Raw genomic sequence first — 19,836 nt, forward strand, 5'->3', positions numbered from 1 at the left:
TCCACCTTTGACGAACCTGTTTTTATTAAAGTCTATTTTCGCATACATTACGAAAAGAGCCTTAATTAAACTTGCTCCTGTTCTAAAAGCTCAAGAATTCGTTCCAAATCATCCTTCGAGAAAAATTCAATCTCAATTTTCCCTTTGTTCTTTGTCTGTTTAATGTGAACGGTTGTCCCAAAGCGTTCGCGTAAAAGGTTTTCCTGTGATTTTAGGAATACATCCTTTTCTACCTTTGGCTTTTTTGTTTCACGTGGAACATTTTCATTTAATTGTTGAATAAGTTGCTCTAATTGGCGAACATTTAGACCTTCCTTTATTACCTTTTCAGCAAGAGCAGGAATTTGCTCCTTTTTCTTCAGCCCCAAAAGAGCCCGTCCATGTCCCATGGTAATGGTTTCATTGGAGATTAGTTCTTGAATTTTTGCAGGTAAGGCAAGTAAACGGATATGGTTGGCGATATGTGGGCGGCTTTTTCCTAAACGTTTCGCTAGTACCTCTTGGGTCACATTTAATTTTTCCATAAGCGTTTGATAAGCAATCGCTTCTTCAATCGGCGTTAAATCCTCCCGTTGAAGGTTTTCCAAAACAGCTAACTCCATCATTTGTTGTTCAGAAAATTCACGAACAACAACCGGAACTTTCGCAAGTTTCGCTTCTTTTGCTGCCCTAAATCTTCTTTCTCCCGCTACGATTTCATACCCTTTTATGCTTTTACGAACAATAATTGGCTGCAAGATTCCATGTTCGATAATCGAATTTTTTAATTCCTCAATTGCTTCTGGTTGAAATACCTTTCTTGGCTGGTACGGATTCGGGCGAAGCTCTTTAACACTAATTTCTTGGATGGTTTCATCTTTTGCTGCTTCCATATTGGTAAAAAACGCATTAAGACCTTTCCCTAAACCTTTAGCCATTCCCAACCACTTCCTTCGCTAAATCTAAATAGACTTCTGCTCCGCGGGACTTTGGATCATAGGTAATGATTGACTGTCCATGACTCGGTGCCTCACTTAGACGCACATTTCGTGGGATAATCGTTTTATAAACCTTATCTTGGAAGTATTTTTTCACTTCCTCAATTACTTGAATCCCTAAGTTTGTACGTGCATCAAGCATGGTTAATAAAACGCCCTCAATTCGTAGATCCTGATTGAGATGTTTTTGAACTAACCGTACCGTATTAAGAAGCTGACTTAACCCTTCCAATGCATAATACTCGCATTGAACCGGAATTAACACCGCATCTGAAGCTGTTAAAGCGTTAAGCGTTAATAGCCCTAACGAAGGCGGGCAATCAATAATAATATAATCAAATTGATCTTTTACTTCTTCAAGTGCTCTTTTTAAACGGACTTCCCTTGAAATCGTTGGCACCAATTCAATTTCTGCACCCGCTAATTGAATGGTTGCCGGAATGACATATAAATTTTCAACTGCTGTCGGCTTAATGACCTCAAGAGCTGCAACATCATCTACTAATATATCGTAAATACATTGATTCACTTCTGACTTCTCAATCCCAATACCACTAGTGGCATTTCCTTGTGGGTCAACATCGACTAGTAAAACCTTTTTCCCGATAAAGGCTAGGCTAGCCCCTAAATTTACTGAGGTTGTCGTTTTACCTACTCCACCTTTTTGATTGGCAATCGCAATAATCTTTCCCACGATGTCACCTACCTTCAAAGAACTTTTCGTGAAACATAACTACTATTTTATCATGAAACAATTTTTAATGATGACTTTTTCGCTAAAAATAATTTCATATTGTAATAGATTTTTTAAAGAATATTGATTTCCGCTACAGGTAGTACTACTCTAGCATTATCCTTTATTACAACCAAATCAATAAAAAAAGTGAGAAACTTTGGATGGTAGCTTCTCACTGTGACTAAAAGATTATTTTTTCTTCGGAATTCGAATGGTAAATTGATAGTATTCCTCAAATTCCTCTTCATCTGCATTTAAATCAATTCCACTATCGGTAACCATCGATAGCGATTGACGGATCGTGTTAACCGCAATTCGCATGTCTTTACTGAAGGCTTTTCGCTTAGGCTTTGGTTTTGATTCACTTTGCTCCAATAGTCTGACAACGCGTTCTTCCGTTTGCTTCACGTTTAAATTTTTAGCAATAATTTCCTCCACTAATTTAATCTGAAGCTCCGGATTTTTTAATGGAATTAAGCTCCTTGCATGCCTTTCGGTAATGGACTTATTTAATAAAGCTTCCTGGATTTCTTGTGGCAGCTTTAATAAACGAAGCTTATTGGCAACCGTTGATTGCCCTTTTCCTAGTCTTTGTGCCAATGCTTCTTGGGTTAAGTTATGCAATTCCAAAAGTTTTCCATAGGCAATCGCCTCTTCGATTGGTGAAAGCTCTTCACGCTGAAGGTTTTCAATTAAAGCGATTGAAGCCGTTTCGGTATCCGTTAAGTTTTTGATAATAGCCGGAACTTCTTCCCAACCAAGACGCTGCATCGCCCGCCAACGTCGTTCCCCAGCGATGATTTCAAATTGGTCATTAGAAAGCTCCCTCAACACAATTGGTTGAATGATCCCATGAGTGTGAATCGTTTGAGACAGCTCGTCTATTTTCTCTTCATCAAAAACGGTTCTCGGTTGAAAACGATTTGGAACAATATTACCAATTGGTATTTTGCGAATTTCTTCGTTTTCTTCCTGGTTTCCAGATTTTTCGGTTATTAATTCCTGATCATTAACCTCTTCTTTTTCTATTGTAGCTTGTTCTCCCTTTTCGCCGAGGCCAAAAAAGCGTGAAAAAGAATTTTTCATCACCCTACACCACCCTTACGAAACTCCCAATTTACATAAATTGATATGATGACAATAACTGCGCCCTTATAATCCATTTTAAAACAAACTTAGCATGAATGCGTAAAAATTGTCATCCTTTTTTCTTGCTTTTTCGACACTAGCATTATTGCCCTTTTATTCTATTGGCATTTTATTCGGTGTCCCTGGTTTTCTTGGATATTGCTTCGGTGTGTTTTTTTCTTTTTGGATAAAAATAATCGTCCGATCGCTATGTTCAATTGGTAAAACAAACTGTTCCTGGCGCACCAATTTTCCACCTAATGTATGGATTGCTTTCTCAGCCGCTTGGATTTCTTCCTTGGCACTTGCCGCTTTCATCGCGACAAACGTTCCGCCTTTTTTGACAAGGGGAAGACATAATTCACTTAGAACAGAAAGACGGGCAACTGCACGGGCGGTAACCACATCAAATTGTTCGCGGTAGTTTTTATTTTGACCAAAGGTTTCGGCACGGTCATGAATAAAACGAACATTCTCAAGCTTTAGCTCCTTTGCCAAATGCTCTAAGAAGGTAATTCGTTTATTCAGTGAATCAACAATTGTCACATGAATAGATGGAAATGCAATTTTTAGAGGGATGCTAGGGAATCCTGCACCCGCTCCAACATCACATACCGTCTTCTGATTGGTGAAATCAAAATAAAATCCAGCGGTAATCGAATCAAAAAAATGTTTTAAATACACTTCATTTTTTTCAGTTATCGCTGTTAAGTTCATTTTTTCATTCCACTCAACAAGCAATTGATAATATTGTTCATATTGCTGTAGCTGGAACGGACTTAAGTTTATTCCTTTTTCAGCTAAAGCTTTTTCAAATTGATCTACCATCATTTTATTTGACCATCCCAATTTTAATGTGTTTTGGCAATTTTCCCCTGCTCGAGGTAAATGAGCAAGATGGAGATATCCGCTGGATTTACCCCTGAAATCCGGGAAGCCTGCGCTAACGATAATGGACGAACTTGCTTTAATTTTTGTCTTGCCTCATTTGCTAGACTGGAAATCGCATCATAATCAATATTTTCAGGGATTTTTTTGTTCTCCATTTTTTGTAGCTTTTCTACTTGCTGCAATGCCTTATCAATATAACCTTCATATTTAATTTGAATTTCCACTTGTTCTTTTACATCCTCATGGAGCTCCTGCTCTGCCGGCGCCAAGAGGTCGATATGACTATAATTCATTTCAGGTCGTTTTAATAAATCAGCCGCACGGATTCCATCCTTTAGTTCACTGCCACCTGCTCCTTTAATCGCCTCTTGAACCTCTTTTGAAGGCTTTAAGATAATCGTTTCCAGACGCTCTTTCTCTAATTCGATGGCTTCTTTTTTGGCTAAAAATTTCTGCATTCTTTCCTCGGAAATTAAGCCAATCTTATGGCCGAGTTCTGTTAATCTTAAATCAGCATTATCATGGCGAAGCAATAATCGGTATTCAGCCCGTGAAGTTAGCAAGCGATAAGGTTCGTTTGTTCCTTTTGTGATAAGGTCATCAATAAGAACACCAATATAGGCATCAGAACGGCTTAAAATCACTTCTTCTTTTCCAAATGCCTTTAACGCTGCGTTCATTCCCGCCATTAATCCTTGACCAGCCGCTTCCTCATAGCCTGAAGTACCGTTGATTTGTCCTGCCGTGTACAAATTGGTAATCCGCTTGGTTTCCAATGTCGGCCACAGTTGAGTCGGTACAATTGCATCATATTCAATCGCATAACCAGCCCGCATCATTTCAGCATTTTCTAACCCGGCAACACTGCGAATTAATTGATGCTGCACTTCTTCCGGCAGACTCGTTGAAAGTCCTTGAACGTACACTTCGTTTGTGTTTCTGCCTTCCGGTTCTAAAAAGATTTGGTGACGCGGTTTATCATTAAAACGTACTACTTTATCTTCAATAGACGGACAATAGCGTGGGCCAGTCCCCTTAATCATTCCTGAGTACATTGGTGAGCGATGTAAATTTTGATCAATTAATGAATGAGTCAGATCATTTGTGTAGGTTAACCAACATGGCAGCTGATCCGTAATATATTTTGTTGTTTCATAGGAAAATGCCCTCGGGGTTTCGTCTCCAGGCTGAATTTCCGTTTTGCTGTAGTCAATGGTTTGACTATTCACCCTTGGTGGTGTCCCTGTTTTAAAACGAACTAAATCGAATCCAAGTTCCTCTAAATGTTCGGATAATCTAATTGAAGGCTGCTGATTATTCGGACCGCTTGAATACTTTAGTTCGCCAAGGATAATTTCTCCGCGTAAAAATGTCCCTGTCGTAATGACAACGGTTTTTGAATAATAAAGCGCGCCCGTTTGTGTAATGACTCCCTTACAAACGCCGTCCTCAATAAGAAGTCGCTCAACCATTCCTTGTCTTAATGTCAAATTAGGTTCATTTTCAATCGTTTTTTTCATTTCATGCTGATAGGCAAATTTGTCAGCCTGAGCTCTGAGTGCTCTGACCGCCGGACCCTTACCCGTATTCAACATTCTCATTTGTATATGAGTTTTATCTATATTTTTCCCCATCTCACCGCCAAGTGCATCGATTTCGCGAACGACAATCCCTTTTGCCGGCCCGCCGACACTTGGATTACACGGCATAAAGGCAACCATATCTAAATTGATTGTCAACATTAGCGTTTTGGCGCCAATCCGTGCTGCTGCTAATCCCGCTTCACAACCGGCATGCCCAGCGCCTATGACAATCACATCATAACTACCCGCCTCATATGGCATAAGTTTTCCTCCTACCTATTTTCCTAAGCAGAACTGCGAAAAAAGCTGATCAATTAGGCTCTCATGAACACTTTGACCAATAATTTCTCCTAACAATTCCCACGTTCTTGTCAAATCAATTTGAACAATATCAATCGGCGTACCTGATTCTACACCATCAATCGCTTCCTCTATCGCGTGTTTTGCTTGATTTAATAACGCAATATGGCGACTGTTGGACACATATGTTAAATCGCCTGCTTCAATCGAACCGGCAAAAAACAGTGCCGCTATTGCTTCCTCTAATTCATCGACCCCTTTGTCTTCTAGCAAGGAGGTTTGAATCACTTTATGTCCCCTAGCCAACAGTTCGACCCGTTCCATATCAACTTTTTGTGGCAAATCAATTTTATTAATAATCACGATATAATCCATTCCTTCGACCGCTTTAAAAATATTTTCATCTTCTGCGGTCAGTTCGTCGGAATGATTTAACACTAATAAAATTAAGTCGGCCTCTTTTAAAGCCTGACGCGATTTTTCAACGCCAATTTGCTCAACAATGTCTTCCGTTTCGCGTATTCCTGCTGTATCTAATAATTTTAACGGAACCCCACGAATATTAACATATTCTTCAATCACATCACGTGTCGTCCCTGCAATATCGGTTACAATGGCTTTGTTCTCTTGCGCTAAGCTATTTAATAAAGATGATTTTCCGACATTCGGTCTACCAACAATGGCTGTCGAAAGTCCTTCACGTAAAATTTTTCCCTGTTGCGATGTTTGCAACAGTTTCTCAATTTCCGCTTTGACATACCGAGCTTTTTCGATTAATAAATGATGGGTCATTTCCTCGACATCATCGTATTCCGGATAATCAATATTGACCTCGACATGAGCTAATGTTTCTAGTATTTCCTGGCGCAGCTTAGAAATTAATTTGGAGAGTCGCCCTTCCATTTGCCCTAAAGCAACGTTCATGGCCCGGTCCGTTTTTGCACGGATTAAATCGATGACCGCTTCTGCCTGTGATAAATCAATCCGTCCATTTAAAAACGCTCGTTTCGTAAACTCTCCTGGTTGAGCTAATCTAGCCCCATTGTTTAGCACGAGCTGTAATACCCGGTTTACTGATACTAGACCACCATGGCAGTTAATTTCTACGACGTCCTCTTTCGTAAACGTTTTTGGTCCTTTCATCACTGAAACCATTACTTCCTCGGCAACAAGTTCTGTTTTCGGATCAATTAAATGGCCATAGTGAATCGTATGACTTTGAACTGCCGCTAATGTTTTTTCACCGACCCCACGAAACAGCTTATCAGCAATTGGAATCGCCTCATTCCCGCTTAAGCGTACAATCGCAATCGCTCCCTCACCCATCGGAGTCGAAATCGCAGCAATCGTATCAAATTCCATTTATTTCACCTTCTATCTAAAGACAATTATATTTATCCACAATTAAACGATTATAGCATAATTACTATTTTATCCACAAAAAATAATTTTCTGCTTTATTTTAACTTATCCACATGTGAATAACAATAAAGAAGAAGGACGGGAAGGATTTTTGCCAAGTTTTAAAAATGAATTAATCATGTCCACTGCAACCCAGAATAGCTCACAATTATATACTAATAAGTTGGTTTCATTCGGACTCCATTTGGCTTTTTTAGACCTTACCTGTCCGAATAGCACCCTTATTCGGACTCTATTTGGCTTTTTGGACTCCGTCCTGTCCGAATAGCACCTCTATTCGGACTCCATTTGGCTTTTTGGACTCATCCCTGTCCGAATAGCACCTCTATTCGGACTCCATTTGGCTTTTTGGGCTCATCCCTGTCCGAATAGCACCTCTATACGGACTCCATTTGGCTTTTTGGGCTCATCCCTGTCCGAATAGCACTCCTATTCGGACTCGATTTAACTTTTTGGGTCCATCCCTGTCCGAGTATAACCCTTATTCAGACTCGATTTAGCTTTCTTAAGACATCCCTGTCCGAACACCATCCCAAAACCACAAAAAAACCCCCGGCGTAAACCGAGGGCTAAGACAAAAATTATTTAACTGGTGAAATAACGATATATCTGTGTGGTTCTGATCCATCCGAGTAGGTTTTAACCTTTTTGTTGTCTGCCAAAGCAGTGTGGATCACTTTACGCTCGTATGAAGGCATAGGCTCCAATGCTACATTTTGGCCAGTCTTTATCGCTTTAAGAGCTAAGCGGCCAGCAAGTTGGATTAACGTTTCATTTCGGCGCTTCCGGTAGTCTTCAGCGTCAATTGTAATATTTAAATATCCTTCAGCGTAACGGTTGATAACCAATTGGGTTAAATACTGTAATGAATTTAACGTTTGGCCTCTTTTTCCGATTAATAAAGCAATCTTTTCACCTGAAAGGTTAAAAAATACATTTTTCCCCTCTTGTGTGATATCGACATGAACATCAACACCCATTTGTTCGCTCACTTCGATAATAAATTTCTTTGCTTCCATTACTGGATCTGCTTTCACCGTTACCTTTACAATCGCTGGGCGTGAACCAAAAATGCCAAAGATCCCTTTTTTGCCTTCATCAATAATAGAAATGTCTGTGCGGTCTTTTGTTGTCTTAAGTTGAGCTAAAGCTGATTCTACTGCCTCTTCGACACTTTGTCCTGTAGCAGTTACCTGTTTCACTTTTTTGCTCCTCCCGCGCTGCCGGTTGCATTTGCTTTTAAATCCGGCCCTTTAATGAAATATGTTTGACCAATCATGAAAATATTACCGACAACCCAATACAGAGAAAGAGCAGCCGGGAATCGGAATGCAAAAATAACAATCATAATTGGCATCATCCAAAGCATCATGGCCATTTGTGGATTTTGATTTGCCGTCCCAGCCATCATCAACTTTTGTTGAATAAAGGTCGTTACCCCTGCAACAATTGGAAGAATATAAAATGGATCTGGAGCGCCAAGGTCAAACCATAAAAAATTATGTTCAGCAATTTCTCTTGTTCGCGAAATCGCATGATAAAATCCAATTAAAATTGGCATTTGAATTAATAATGGAAAACATCCCGCTAATGGATTAACCCCATGCTTTTGAAATAACGCCATCGTTTCTTGCTGGAGCTTTTGCTGGGTTTTTTGATCCTTAGAACTATACTTTTCCTTTAATGCTTGCATTTCTGGTTGTAAAGCCTGCATCGCTTTAGAACTTCTTGTTTGTTTAATCATTAATGGTAAAATAGCTAGTCGTATCAAAAGCGTGACTAAAATAATCGATAACCCAAAGCTTCCCCCTGCAAATTTGGCAGTCATAATAATTAGCTGGGATAAAGGGTACACAATATACTCATTCCAAAAACCAGTACTATTCTCATCAATCGGCTTATTATAGTCCATACAACCTGATAAAAGCACCATAACCGAAATCAGACCGATTATAAGAAATATTCTCTTTTTCAAATCCTTTTTCCTCCTTCTTTATCTAAAGCTATTTTCGCATAAAAAGTTTACGAAAAGAGCCTTATCTAAAAAGACAAGTTAAAAAATACTTGTCCCTGACTTCAATAAAAAAATTCAGATAGATACAAGTGTATTTTACCAGTAAGTATTATGAATAAAAAGAGAAATTAACTTTTACTTTCCTCATTTTCGCGATTTTTTTCAAGAATTCTCGCCAATTTTAGAACATGGATCATACTACTTTTTACTTCACTGAAGCTCATGGTTGCCGCCGGCTTTCGTGCAATGATAATAAACTCTACATCATTATGTATAAGATCCTGTAACTCTAATAAGCTTTGTCGTAAATATCGCTTTATTTGATTTCGCGTAACTGAATTGCCAATCTTTTTACTGACCGAGAGTCCAAAACGGAAATTAACCTTAGTGTCCTTTTTTAAGGAATAAACTATAAACTGGCGATTGGCTACTGATTTCCCCTTTTTGAAAATCTCCTGAAATTCAGCATTTTTCTTAACCCGAAAATCCCTATTCATTTACTCACCTTATTTCTTTATAAAACATAAATGCCATTATTATTTCCACAAAAATTGAAAAAAAGACCACTGAGACTTTTCAGTGGCCTAGGCAGATAATACTTTTCTTCCTCTTTGACGGCGACGAGCTAATACTTTACGTCCGTTAGGAGTACTCATACGCGCACGGAATCCGTGAACTTTGCTGTGCTTACGCTTATTTGGTTGATATGTTCTTTTCATCTATGACACCACCTTTTAAAAGGATTGATTTTCTATTCAAACAGTCTTACATATTATAAAGACCGAACCTAATGATTGTCAACTAGATGTAAGGGTATTTTTGCAAATTCCAACAATTCCCGCCTAACCTACAACCTGAATTGGTTAGATTAATATAGTCAAGATTTTCACTTAAAGGCTGTGCAAAATAAAAATAATTACCTTTAGCACAGCCCATTAATAAGCATACAAAATCCTCCCAAAACTAGACTGTGAATAACTTTTCGACAGATTTTTTATTATCCACAACCCTTATCGACAGGTTTTTCACAACTAAAAAGGCTGTGGACAATTTTTATCCATAGGAATAGGAAGTTGTGGATAAAACAAGAAAAACCATTGCGTAGCCATAGTTTATTTGATATTATTAATGTGTTTTCACTCTGGATAAATATTTTTACCTTTTAAATTATCCACAGATTGTGGATAAGATGTGGACAGCTTATCCAACCCCATTGTAAAAGTTTGTCCACAGGTGGTGGATAATGTCGAAATGTCGACTTGCTTCCTTATTATATGGTTATCGACAATTCATATATCCAAATTAGTGAATAAATATAAAAAGGGAGTTGTGCAATCTGCACAAAGACCAGTTTGAATAGAAAAAAATAGATAAAAAGGGAGGGAAACTGATTGAAAAATATTGCCGATCTTTGGAATGCTGCATTAAGTAATATCGAAAAAAAGATCAGCAAGCCGAGCTTTGATACCTGGCTAAAATCGACAAAGGCACATTCCCTTCAAGGCGATTTATTAATCATTACAGCTCCAAATGAATTTGCCCGCGATTGGCTTGAAGAACGGTATTCTAGTTTAATTTCAACCATATTAGCTGAAATTACCGGTGAAGAACTGTTCGTAAAATTTATCATTCCACAAAATCAAAAAGAGGAAGATCTAGATATTCCAGCTGCGCAAAAGAAAAATAAAAAAGCAGACGAGCCAATAGAACTTCCGCAAAACGTCCTTAATACAAAATATACATTCGATACCTTTGTTATTGGTTCCGGGAATCGTTTTGCCCACGCTGCTTCCTTAGCTGTTGCTGAGGCACCTGCAAAGGCTTATAATCCATTATTTATTTACGGTGGAGTTGGACTTGGAAAAACCCATCTAATGCATGCAATTGGCCACTATGTATTGGATCACAACCCCAATGCCAAGGTTGTTTATTTATCATCTGAAAAATTTACAAATGAATTTATTAATTCCATTCGTGATAATAAAGCCATCGAATTTCGTAATAAATATCGAAATGTTGACGTGCTACTTATTGATGATATTCAGTTCCTTGCTGGAAAAGAATCAACTCAAGAAGAATTTTTCCATACCTTTAATACATTACATGAGGAAAGTAAACAAATTATTATCTCGAGTGACCGGCCACCACGTGAAATTCCAACATTAGAAGACCGGTTAAGATCCCGTTTTGAATGGGGCTTAATCACCGATATTACCCCGCCAGATTTAGAAACGAGAATTGCTATCTTAAGGAAAAAGGCGAAAGCAGAAGGTTTAGACATACCGAATGAAGTAATGTTGTATATTGCCAATCAAATTGACTCTAACATTAGAGAGTTAGAGGGAGCACTTATTCGCGTTGTTGCTTATTCCTCTTTAATTAATAAAGATATAAATGCTGATTTGGCCGCAGAAGCGCTTAAGGATATCATTCCTAGTTCAAAACCAAAAGTGATCACCATTTTGGATATTCAAAAGGTCGTTGGTCAAAACTACAATATCAAACTAGAAGATTTTAAAGCCAAAAAGCGGACAAAATCAGTAGCATTCCCACGGCAAATTGCCATGTACCTTTCCAGGGAATTAACCGATTATTCCTTACCGAAGATTGGGGAAGAATTTGGCGGTCGTGATCATACCACCGTCATTCATGCTCACGAAAAAATTTCGAAGCTGATTCAAACCGATTCTCAGCTTGAAAAGCAATTAAAAGAAATAAAAGACATGTTAAAAGTTTAATCACATTGTGTATAACCTATTCTTACTTACGCACAGTCTGTCCACATGTGGATAAGCTGTGCTTCCTTTTGTTTTTGTGGGTTATCCACATACTCACAGGGCCTACTAGTACTTCTATTATTTTTTTAATAAAAATATAAATATATGACAGTTAGAATTAAACTATTCCATTTCGAAAGGATTTGATACAAATGAAATTTATCATCCAACGTGATCGTCTCGTTCAAAGTGTCCAAGATGTTATGAAGGCTGTTTCCACACGAACGACGATTCCCATTCTTACAGGGATTAAAATTGTTGCTAGCAATGAAGGAGTTACATTAACAGGAAGTGATTCCGATATTTCAATTGAATCCTTTATTCCAAATGAAGAAGCTGGCGATGAAATTGTTGAAATCAAACAAACTGGGGCTATTGTTTTACAAGCTAAATTTTTTAGTGAAATTGTTAAAAAGCTACCAAAAGATACAGTTGAAATGGAAGTAGAAGGCCATTTACAAACGGTTATCCGTTCTGGCAAATCAGAATTTCGTTTAAATGGACTAGATGCTGAAGAGTATCCCCTACTACCTCAGATTGCAGAAGAAAATATTTTTAAAATTAATACGGATTTATTAAAAGCGATGATCCGTCAAACCGTATTTGCGGTATCAACATCGGAAACCCGACCGATCTTGACAGGTGTAAACTGGAAGGTTGAACAAGGGGAATTAACCTGTATTGCAACAGATAGCCACCGTCTTGCTTACCGAAGAGCAAAAGTGGAAACAGACAACAATGACACGTACAATGTTGTTATTCCAGGAAAAAGCTTAAATGAATTAAGTAAAATCCTAGATGACCATGAAGAATTTGTGGAAATTGTTATTACTGCTAACCAGGTACTCTTTAAAGCGAAGCACTTATTGTTTTATTCAAGACTACTTGAAGGAAATTATCCTGACACAACTCGTCTTATTCCAACTGAAAGTAAAACAAATATTATCATCAATACAAAGGATTTCCTTCATGCAATTGACCGTGCTTCTCTACTTGCCAGAGATGGCAGAAATAATGTTGTCAAATTTTCAACCCTTGAAGCTGGAGTAATTGAAATCTCTTCGAATAGTCCGGAAATTGGTAAAGTGGTTGAGGAGGTTCCAAGTCAATCGATTGAAGGAGAAGACCTGAAAATCTCCTTCAGTGCGAAGTATATGATGGATGCCATAAAATCCTTGGAAGGAACCGAAATGCAAATTAGCTTCACCGGTGCCATGAGACCATTTTTCATGAAACCACTGCATGACGAATCAATGTTGCAATTAATTTTACCAGTCAGAACGTATTAAACAGTAAAGGGTTTACCTGCCAATAGGTAAACCCTCACTTTTTTTTGCTTTTCTTTGTGTATTACCACAAATATTGTTAAAATAAAGTATTAGCCGAAAAGCGGAAGCTCCCGTTTAGCGTCGTATGGACTGGAGCCCTTCTGACTGAGATAAAGGAAACACGAAGAGCGGTTTTTGCTCTTCGATGTTGACTTATCTCCGGTCATGTAAAAATCCAAAAGACGATTTTTACTCGAAGGGTGAAGTCCACTAGACGCTGGGTGCTGGAGCTGGACAATTTGAAATTTTAATGAAATGAGTGAACCTGCAGTGGTCCAACAAGTAAATATTGATACGGAGTTCATTACATTAGGACAATTTTTAAAACTAGCAGACGTGATTCAATCTGGCGGAATGGCGAAATTCTTTTTACAGGAAAATCCAGTGTTCATCAATGGTGAACAAGACGGGCGTCGAGGAAGAAAGCTCCGAGATGGAGACGAAATTAACATTCCTGGATATGGGGAATTTGTTATATGTTTATCGAACAGTTAAGCCTAAAAGATTACCGTAACTATGAAACTTTACAAATAGACTTTGAGAATAAAGTAAATGTCATTCTGGGTGAAAATGCTCAAGGAAAAACCAATGTGATGGAATCCATCTACGTATTAGCGATGGCTAAATCCCACCGAACGACAAATGATAAAGATTTAATTCGTTGGGAGCAAGAGTATGCTAAAATAGAAGGTAGGATTCAAAAAGTGCGGGGATCGGTACCGATGCAACTAGTCATCTCGAAAAAAGGGAAAAAGGCTAAATGCAATCATATTGAGCAGCAAAAGTTAAGTCAGTATGTCGGAAATATGAATGTTGTAATGTTTGCGCCTGAAGACCTCCATCTTGTGAAAGGAAGTCCCCAAGTAAGGCGCCGTTTTATTGACATGGAAATCGGTCAAGTTTCGCCTGTGTACTTACATGATATGAGTCAAATGCAAAAAATACTACAACAACGCAATCATTACTTAAAAATGCTCCAAGTAAACAAAAAAAGTGATGATTCGATGTTGGATATTTTAACGGAGCAACTTATTCAGGTAGCGGCAAAAATTGTCTTAAAACGCTTTGAGTTTATCCACCTATTGGAAAAATGGGCAAATCCTATTCATTCAGGTATATCAAGAGGACTAGAAACACTGAAAATAGAGTATAAGCCATCGGTTGATGTATCAGAAGACCAAGACTTGTCGAAAATGGTAGAAAGATTTGAAAAGAAATATTCTGAAGTCAAAAGAAGGGAAATTGACCGCGGAGTTACCTTGTTTGGGCCGCAACGTGATGACTTACTTTTTTATGTGAATGATCGAGATGTGCAGACCTTTGGTTCTCAAGGCCAACAGCGAACAACCGCCCTGTCTATTAAATTAGCGGAAATTGAATTAATCCATGCTGAAATGAAAGAGTATCCGATTTTGTTATTGGATGATGTATTATCGGAATTGGATGACTTTCGCCAATCGCATTTATTAAATACGATTCAAGGGAAAGTTCAAACCTTTGTTACAACGACGAGTGTAGAAGGAATTGACCATCAAACGCTAAAAGAAGCAGCAACATATCAAGTGACATCGGGCTCAATGGTTAAGGTTTAGTGAGGTGAAGGGATGTTTGTTCATATTGGGGAAGAAACAATGATAAGAGCCGTAGACATTGTCGCGATTCTTGATAAAGATAGTGTGGAGGAATCTGAATATTTTCAGGAATACCTACGAGTCAATGAAAAAAAGACGGAGAATCTGTCAAAAAAACCTTTCAAATCAATTGTAATTACGAATCAGAAAATTTTCTATTCACCAATTGCTTCTACAACCTTAAAGAAAAGATCATATAGCTTTACTTAAGCATTATTTATGCCTATATCAGGTTTTATATAGATAGAAATACAACATGCAAGTAATGGAAAGTGTGGGTGACTTACTTTGACAATCGAACCTAAAATCCAAGAGCAATCCTATGATGCCAATCAGATTCAGGTTTTAGAAGGCTTAGAGGCTGTTAGAAAGCGTCCAGGTATGTATATTGGTTCAACGAGTGCTAAAGGTCTACATCACTTAGTGTGGGAAATCGTCGATAACAGTATTGATGAAGCGTTAGCAGGCTTCTGTAATGAAATTAATGTCGAGATTGAAGAAGATAACAGTATTAGAGTCATCGATAATGGCCGTGGAATTCCCGTCGGAATGCACGAAAAAATGGGCAGACCAGCTGTAGAAGTTATCATGACCGTTCTACATGCAGGTGGGAAATTTGGCGGTGGAGGCTATAAAGTTTCAGGCGGTCTACATGGTGTAGGTGCATCGGTTGTAAATGCCTTATCAACACAGCTAGAAGTCTATGTTCATCGCGATGGAAAAATCCATTATATCGAATTTGCAAAAGGGCATGTGGTCAACGAGTTAAAAATTATTGGCGATACTGACCACACTGGGACAACGACTCATTTTAAGCCAGATCCGGAAATCTTTACGGAGACACTTGAATATGAATATGATATTCTTGCTAACCGTTTGCGTGAGCTCGCCTTCTTAAATCGAGGTATTAAAATTACGATTGTAGATAAGCGGGTCGAAAATAAAAGAAATGAATACTACTATGAGGGTGGTATTAAATCGTACGTTGAGCATTTAAATCGTACAAAAGAGGTTATTCATGAAGAGCCGATTTATATGGAGGGGGAAAAGGACGGTATTAGTGTCGAGGTAGCCCTTCAATATAATGATGGTTATACAAGTAATCTGTACTCATTTGCGAATAATATCCACACATATGAAGGTGGAACCCATGAATTTGGCTTTAAAACGGCCTTAACACGCGTTATTAACGATTATGCGCGGAAAAATAACCTCATCAAGGAAGCGGATGCCAATCTTTCTGGAGAAGATGTTCGTGAAGGGATTACGGCAATTGTTTCAATAAAACATCCGGATCCACAATTCGAAGGTCAAACGAAGACCAAATTAGGAAATTCTGAAGTGAGAGCTATTACGGATACTGTGTTTGCTGATTCTTTTGAAAAATTCCTACTTGAAAACCCTTCTGTTGCTCGGAAAATTGTCGACAAAGGCTTAATGGCAGCAAGAGCACGTCTAGCAGCTAAAAAGGCGCGGGAATTAACACGTCGGAAAAGCGCTCTAGAAGTATCAAGTTTACCTGGGAAATTAGCAGATTGTTCGTCAAGGGACCCTCAAATTAGCGAATTGTATATCGTTGAGGGTGACTCGGCTGGTGGATCGGCTAAACAAGGTCGTGACCGCCATTTCCAAGCGATTTTACCTCTAAGAGGAAAAATTTTAAACGTAGAAAAAGCACGTCTTGATAAAATTCTCTCCAATAACGAAGTAAGAGCAATGATTACTGCGATTGGAACAGGGATTGGTGAAGACTTTGATATTTCTAAAGCCCGTTATCATAAAGTCGTCATTATGACGGATGCTGACGTTGATGGTGCGCATATTCGAACCCTGCTGCTTACCTTCTTTTATCGATATATGAGACAAATTTTAGAAGCTGGATATGTTTATATTGCTCAACCTCCTCTTTACAAGGTTCAACAAGGAAAACGAGTTGAGTACGCTTATAATGACAAGGAGCTAGAAAAGATTTTTGCGGAGCTCCCAAGTTCACCGAAACCAAATATCCAACGATACAAAGGGTTAGGAGAAATGAATCCTGGACAATTATGGGATACAACGATGAACCCTGATACAAGAACGATGCTGCAAGTCAGCCTTGAAGATGCCATTGAAGCGGATGAAACGTTTGAAATGCTAATGGGAGACAAAGTTGAACCACGTCGTAACTTCATTGAAGCCAATGCAGCTTATGTAAAGAATTTAGATATTTAATCAAATGCCAGGATAGTGGGTGACCCTATCCTCCTTTCTTTTTAATATATGGCAAATAACCTATTGTAGGAGGTTAAAAAATGGCTGAAACACCTAGTTCCCAAATAGTGGAGATTAATATAAGTCAAGAAATGAAGTCTTCATTCTTAGATTATGCAATGAGTGTTATCGTTTCTCGTGCCCTTCCCGATGTACGAGATGGACTAAAACCTGTTCATCGTCGGATTCTTTATGCGATGCACGACCTTGGAATACATGCGGACAAGCCGTATAAAAAGAGCGCTCGTATCGTTGGTGATGTCATTGGTAAATATCATCCCCATGGAGATTCCGCCGTTTATGAAACGATGGTGCGGATGGCACAAGATTTTAACTATCGTTATATGTTAGTGGATGGGCATGGAAACTTTGGTTCAGTTGACGGTGACGGCGCTGCAGCGATGCGTTATACAGAATCCAGAATGTCCAAAATTTCGATGGAAATATTACGAGATATCAATAAAGATACAATTGATTTCCAAGATAACTATGATGGCGAGGAAAGGGAACCTGTTGTTCTACCGGCACGTTTCCCTAACCTATTAGTGAACGGGACAACCGGAATTGCTGTTGGAATGGCGACCAATATCCCACCACACCAGCTTGGTGAAGTCATTGATGGCGTTTTAGCGGTCAGTCGCGATCCTGAAATTTCGATTCAGGAATTGATGGAAATTATTCCAGGTCCTGATTTCCCTACGGGAGGATTAATTTTAGGCAGAAGCGGAATACGCAAAGCCTATGAAACTGGCAGAGGCTCCATCACCTTACGAGCAAAGGTCGAAATTGAACAAAAATCAAATGGTAAGGAAGTTATTATCGTTAATGAAATTCCTTACCAAGTAAATAAAGCGAAATTGATTGAAAGAATTGCTGAGCTTGTTCGTGATAAAAAAATCGATGGCATTACTGACCTTCGTGATGAATCAGACCGTAATGGGATGCGTATTTATATTGAGGTACGCAAAGACGCCAATGCGAATGTACTGCTCAATAATTTATATAAACAAACAGCGTTGCAAACAAGCTTTGGAATTAATACTTTAGCTCTTGTTGATGGCCAGCCAAAGGTCCTGAATCTAAAACAATGCCTAGTGCATTATTTGAACCATCAAAAGGTTGTCATCCGCCGCAGAACAGAATTCGAACTGCGCAAAGCGGAAGCACGGGCTCATATTCTAGAGGGGTTAAGAATTGCCTTAGATCACCTCGATGAAGTGATTAGTTTGATTCGTAGCTCCCAAACAACGGACATTGCTCGTGAAGGCTTAATGACTCGCTTTAACCTGTCGGAAAAGCAAGCCCAAGCCATCCTAGATATGCGTTTACAACGCTTAACGGGATTAGAGCGTGAAAAATTAGAAGAAGAATATCAAGAACTAGTAAAGTTAATTGCTGAATTAAAAGCAATTTTAGCTGACGAAGAGAAAGTTCTTGAAATTATTCGTGAAGAACTCACAGAAATTAAGGAACGATTCAATGATAAACGCCGTACAGAGATCGTTTCAGGTGGCCTAGAGTTTATTGAAGATGAAGATCTCATCCCGCAAGAAAATATCGTCATTACTTTAACTCATAATGGCTATATTAAACGTCTACCTGTTTCTACCTACCGATCTCAAAAACGAGGTGGCCGTGGAATCCAGGGAATGGGTACAAATGAAGATGATTTTGTAGAGCATCTAATCACAACCTCAACCCACAATACGATTCTATTTTTCACAAATAAGGGTAAGGTGTATCGTACAAAGGGTTATGAAATTCCAGAGTTTAGCCGCACTGCCAAGGGGATTCCAATTATTAATCTGTTAGAGGTTGATAAAGGTGAATGGGTTAATGCGATTATTCCAATTGAGGAATTTGTTGATGATTGGTTCCTCTTCTTTACGACAAAAGAAGGTGTTTCTAAGCGCTCACCATTATCATCTTTTGCCCATATTAGAAACAATGGTCTTATTGCCGTAAATTTACGCGAAGAAGATGAACTGATTTCAGTCAAACTTACAGATGGTTCAAAGGAAATTGTCATTGCTACGAAAAAGGGTATGCTCATTCGTTTCCCGGAAACTGATGTAAGATCAATGGGACGAACTGCCACTGGTGTAAAAGGTATTACATTAGGTGGAAATGATGAAGTCGTTGGAATGGAAGTTCTTGATGAAAACAGCGAGGTCCTCGTTGTCACGAAAAATGGATATGGTAAAAGAACTTCAGCGATTGAATATCGTGTCCAAAGCCGTGGTGGGAAAGGTATTAAAACATGTAATATTACCGATAAAAACGGTGAGCTTGTATCGATGAGAGTGGTCACTGGTGAAGAAGATCTCATGTTGATCACAACAGGTGGTGTATTAATTCGCCTTGCTGTAGATGAAATCTCAAGTATGGGTCGTAATACTCAGGGAGTAAGATTAATTCGTCTTGATGAAAATGAAAATGAATATGTTGCAACTGTAGCGAAGGTTGAAAAAGAAGAAACCAAACCTGATGAAGATGAAGAAATAGATAATGAAGAAATAAATAACGAAGAAATAAATAATGAAGAATAAAGGTGAGAGGCATATTATATATGCCTCTTATTTTTTTTATTAAAAAACCTTGCATACGAATTGGTATGCTGCTATAATAATTCAAGTCGACACGATAACATGCACTTTAACATAAAAAACGTTATAAAACTGTTGACGATAAATCAAGAAAATGTTATATTATAAAAGTCGCTTGTTTTGGTGACTGATTGTTCTTTGAAAACTAAACAACCAAACATTAACAAAACTTCTTTTTTAAAAAGAAACA

Annotated in this window: 17 protein-coding genes; 7 read left to right on the forward strand and 10 right to left on the reverse strand. The window is 38.4% G+C overall.

The features are described 5' to 3' along the window. Window positions 1–65: 65 nt before the first annotated feature. The 10 genes from ACX9YW_RS20820 to rpmH form a co-directional block, all read right to left on the reverse strand. On the reverse strand, window positions 66–917 hold the full coding sequence (locus ACX9YW_RS20820) for a ParB/RepB/Spo0J family partition protein (RefSeq protein ID WP_460350155.1): 852 nt from the start codon (window positions 915–917) through the stop codon (window positions 66–68). Beyond that, window positions 910–1,671 carry a ParA family protein gene (locus ACX9YW_RS20825; protein ID WP_460350157.1) on the reverse strand — a complete coding sequence of 254 codons (762 nt, stop codon included), beginning with the start codon at window positions 1,669–1,671 and terminating at the stop codon, window positions 910–912. The genes ACX9YW_RS20820 and ACX9YW_RS20825 overlap by 8 nt, the downstream gene beginning before the upstream one ends. A gap of 231 nt (window positions 1,672–1,902) precedes the next feature. Beyond that, a complete protein-coding gene (noc, locus tag ACX9YW_RS20830; RefSeq protein ID WP_460350160.1) occupies window positions 1,903–2,799 on the reverse strand; it encodes a nucleoid occlusion protein in 897 nt (298 codons plus the stop codon). A 156-nt stretch (window positions 2,800–2,955) separates the two neighbouring features. Continuing rightward, window positions 2,956–3,672 carry a 16S rRNA (guanine(527)-N(7))-methyltransferase RsmG gene (gene rsmG / locus ACX9YW_RS20835; protein WP_460350162.1) on the reverse strand — a complete coding sequence of 239 codons (717 nt, stop codon included), beginning with the start codon at window positions 3,670–3,672 and terminating at the stop codon, window positions 2,956–2,958. Between the two features lie 20 nt (window positions 3,673–3,692). Continuing rightward, window positions 3,693–5,576, reverse strand: coding sequence for a tRNA uridine-5-carboxymethylaminomethyl(34) synthesis enzyme MnmG (gene mnmG / locus ACX9YW_RS20840; RefSeq protein ID WP_460350165.1), 1,884 nt, complete (start codon window positions 5,574–5,576; stop codon window positions 3,693–3,695). Between the two features lie 15 nt (window positions 5,577–5,591). Continuing rightward, window positions 5,592–6,977 (reverse strand): tRNA uridine-5-carboxymethylaminomethyl(34) synthesis GTPase MnmE, encoded by a 1,386-nt coding sequence (gene mnmE, locus ACX9YW_RS20845; protein ID WP_460350167.1) that lies wholly within the window; start codon window positions 6,975–6,977, stop codon window positions 5,592–5,594. Window positions 6,978–7,618: 641 nt separating this feature from the next. Beyond that, window positions 7,619–8,239, reverse strand: coding sequence for an RNA-binding cell elongation regulator Jag/EloR (jag, locus tag ACX9YW_RS20850; protein WP_460350170.1), 621 nt, complete (start codon window positions 8,237–8,239; stop codon window positions 7,619–7,621). Beyond that, a complete protein-coding gene (gene spoIIIJ, locus ACX9YW_RS20855; protein ID WP_460350172.1) occupies window positions 8,236–9,012 on the reverse strand; it encodes a YidC family membrane integrase SpoIIIJ in 777 nt (258 codons plus the stop codon). Before spoIIIJ ends, jag begins: the two co-directional genes overlap by 4 nt. A gap of 167 nt (window positions 9,013–9,179) precedes the next feature. Beyond that, the gene (rnpA, locus tag ACX9YW_RS20860) at window positions 9,180–9,548 is read right to left on the reverse strand and encodes a ribonuclease P protein component (RefSeq protein ID WP_460350174.1); all 369 of its coding nucleotides are present in this window, start codon (window positions 9,546–9,548) and stop codon (window positions 9,180–9,182) included. Between the two features lie 87 nt (window positions 9,549–9,635). Further along, window positions 9,636–9,770 (reverse strand): 50S ribosomal protein L34, encoded by a 135-nt coding sequence (gene rpmH, locus ACX9YW_RS20865; protein WP_460350176.1) that lies wholly within the window; start codon window positions 9,768–9,770, stop codon window positions 9,636–9,638. A 672-nt stretch (window positions 9,771–10,442) separates the two neighbouring features. Between rpmH and dnaA the strand changes: the two genes are divergently transcribed. From dnaA to gyrA, 7 genes are all read left to right on the forward strand, one after another. Then, entirely contained in the window at window positions 10,443–11,789 is a 1,347-nt protein-coding gene (gene dnaA / locus ACX9YW_RS20870) for a chromosomal replication initiator protein DnaA (protein WP_460350178.1), read from the forward strand. 191 nt (window positions 11,790–11,980) lie between these two features. Beyond that, the gene (gene dnaN / locus ACX9YW_RS20875) at window positions 11,981–13,117 is read left to right on the forward strand and encodes a DNA polymerase III subunit beta (protein ID WP_460350180.1); all 1,137 of its coding nucleotides are present in this window, start codon (window positions 11,981–11,983) and stop codon (window positions 13,115–13,117) included. A gap of 294 nt (window positions 13,118–13,411) precedes the next feature. Then, window positions 13,412–13,651, forward strand: coding sequence for a S4 domain-containing protein YaaA (gene yaaA, locus ACX9YW_RS20880; protein WP_460350182.1), 240 nt, complete (start codon window positions 13,412–13,414; stop codon window positions 13,649–13,651). Continuing rightward, the gene (recF, locus tag ACX9YW_RS20885) at window positions 13,633–14,748 is read left to right on the forward strand and encodes a DNA replication/repair protein RecF (RefSeq protein ID WP_460350185.1); all 1,116 of its coding nucleotides are present in this window, start codon (window positions 13,633–13,635) and stop codon (window positions 14,746–14,748) included. The genes yaaA and recF overlap by 19 nt, the downstream gene beginning before the upstream one ends. 12 nt (window positions 14,749–14,760) lie before the next feature. Then, window positions 14,761–14,997 (forward strand): extracellular matrix regulator RemB, encoded by a 237-nt coding sequence (remB, locus tag ACX9YW_RS20890; protein ID WP_460350187.1) that lies wholly within the window; start codon window positions 14,761–14,763, stop codon window positions 14,995–14,997. An 84-nt stretch (window positions 14,998–15,081) separates the two neighbouring features. Continuing rightward, a complete protein-coding gene (gyrB, locus tag ACX9YW_RS20895) occupies window positions 15,082–17,001 on the forward strand; it encodes a DNA topoisomerase (ATP-hydrolyzing) subunit B (RefSeq protein ID WP_460350191.1) in 1,920 nt (639 codons plus the stop codon). Between the two features lie 80 nt (window positions 17,002–17,081). Beyond that, window positions 17,082–19,589, forward strand: a complete 2,508-nt coding sequence (gyrA, locus tag ACX9YW_RS20900) for a DNA gyrase subunit A (RefSeq protein ID WP_460350189.1) — start codon at window positions 17,082–17,084, stop codon at window positions 19,587–19,589. Window positions 19,590–19,836: the final 247 nt, after the last annotated feature.

Source organism: Pseudoneobacillus rhizolycopersici, from assembly GCF_054786815.1.

Bases quoted from the DNA above. Each gene is read 5' to 3' on its own strand.
- rpmH (WP_460350176.1), bottom strand. From the start codon at position 9,770: ATGAAAAGAACATATCAACCAAATAAGCGTAAGCACAGCAAAGTTCAC.
- remB (WP_460350187.1), top strand. From the start codon at position 14,761: ATGTTTGTTCATATTGGGGAAGAAACAATGATAAGAGCCGTAGACATT.
- mnmG (WP_460350165.1), bottom strand. From the start codon at position 5,576: ATGCCATATGAGGCGGGTAGTTATGATGTGATTGTCATAGGCGCTGGG.
- gyrA (WP_460350189.1), top strand. From the start codon at position 17,082: ATGGCTGAAACACCTAGTTCCCAAATAGTGGAGATTAATATAAGTCAA.
- yaaA (WP_460350182.1), top strand. From the start codon at position 13,412: ATGAGTGAACCTGCAGTGGTCCAACAAGTAAATATTGATACGGAGTTC.
- ACX9YW_RS20820 (WP_460350155.1), bottom strand. From the start codon at position 917: ATGGCTAAAGGTTTAGGGAAAGGTCTTAATGCGTTTTTTACCAATATG.
- rsmG (WP_460350162.1), bottom strand. From the start codon at position 3,672: ATGATGGTAGATCAATTTGAAAAAGCTTTAGCTGAAAAAGGAATAAAC.
- noc (WP_460350160.1), bottom strand. From the start codon at position 2,799: ATGAAAAATTCTTTTTCACGCTTTTTTGGCCTCGGCGAAAAGGGAGAA.
- mnmE (WP_460350167.1), bottom strand. From the start codon at position 6,977: ATGGAATTTGATACGATTGCTGCGATTTCGACTCCGATGGGTGAGGGA.
- recF (WP_460350185.1), top strand. From the start codon at position 13,633: ATGTTTATCGAACAGTTAAGCCTAAAAGATTACCGTAACTATGAAACT.
- dnaN (WP_460350180.1), top strand. From the start codon at position 11,981: ATGAAATTTATCATCCAACGTGATCGTCTCGTTCAAAGTGTCCAAGAT.
- rnpA (WP_460350174.1), bottom strand. From the start codon at position 9,548: ATGAATAGGGATTTTCGGGTTAAGAAAAATGCTGAATTTCAGGAGATT.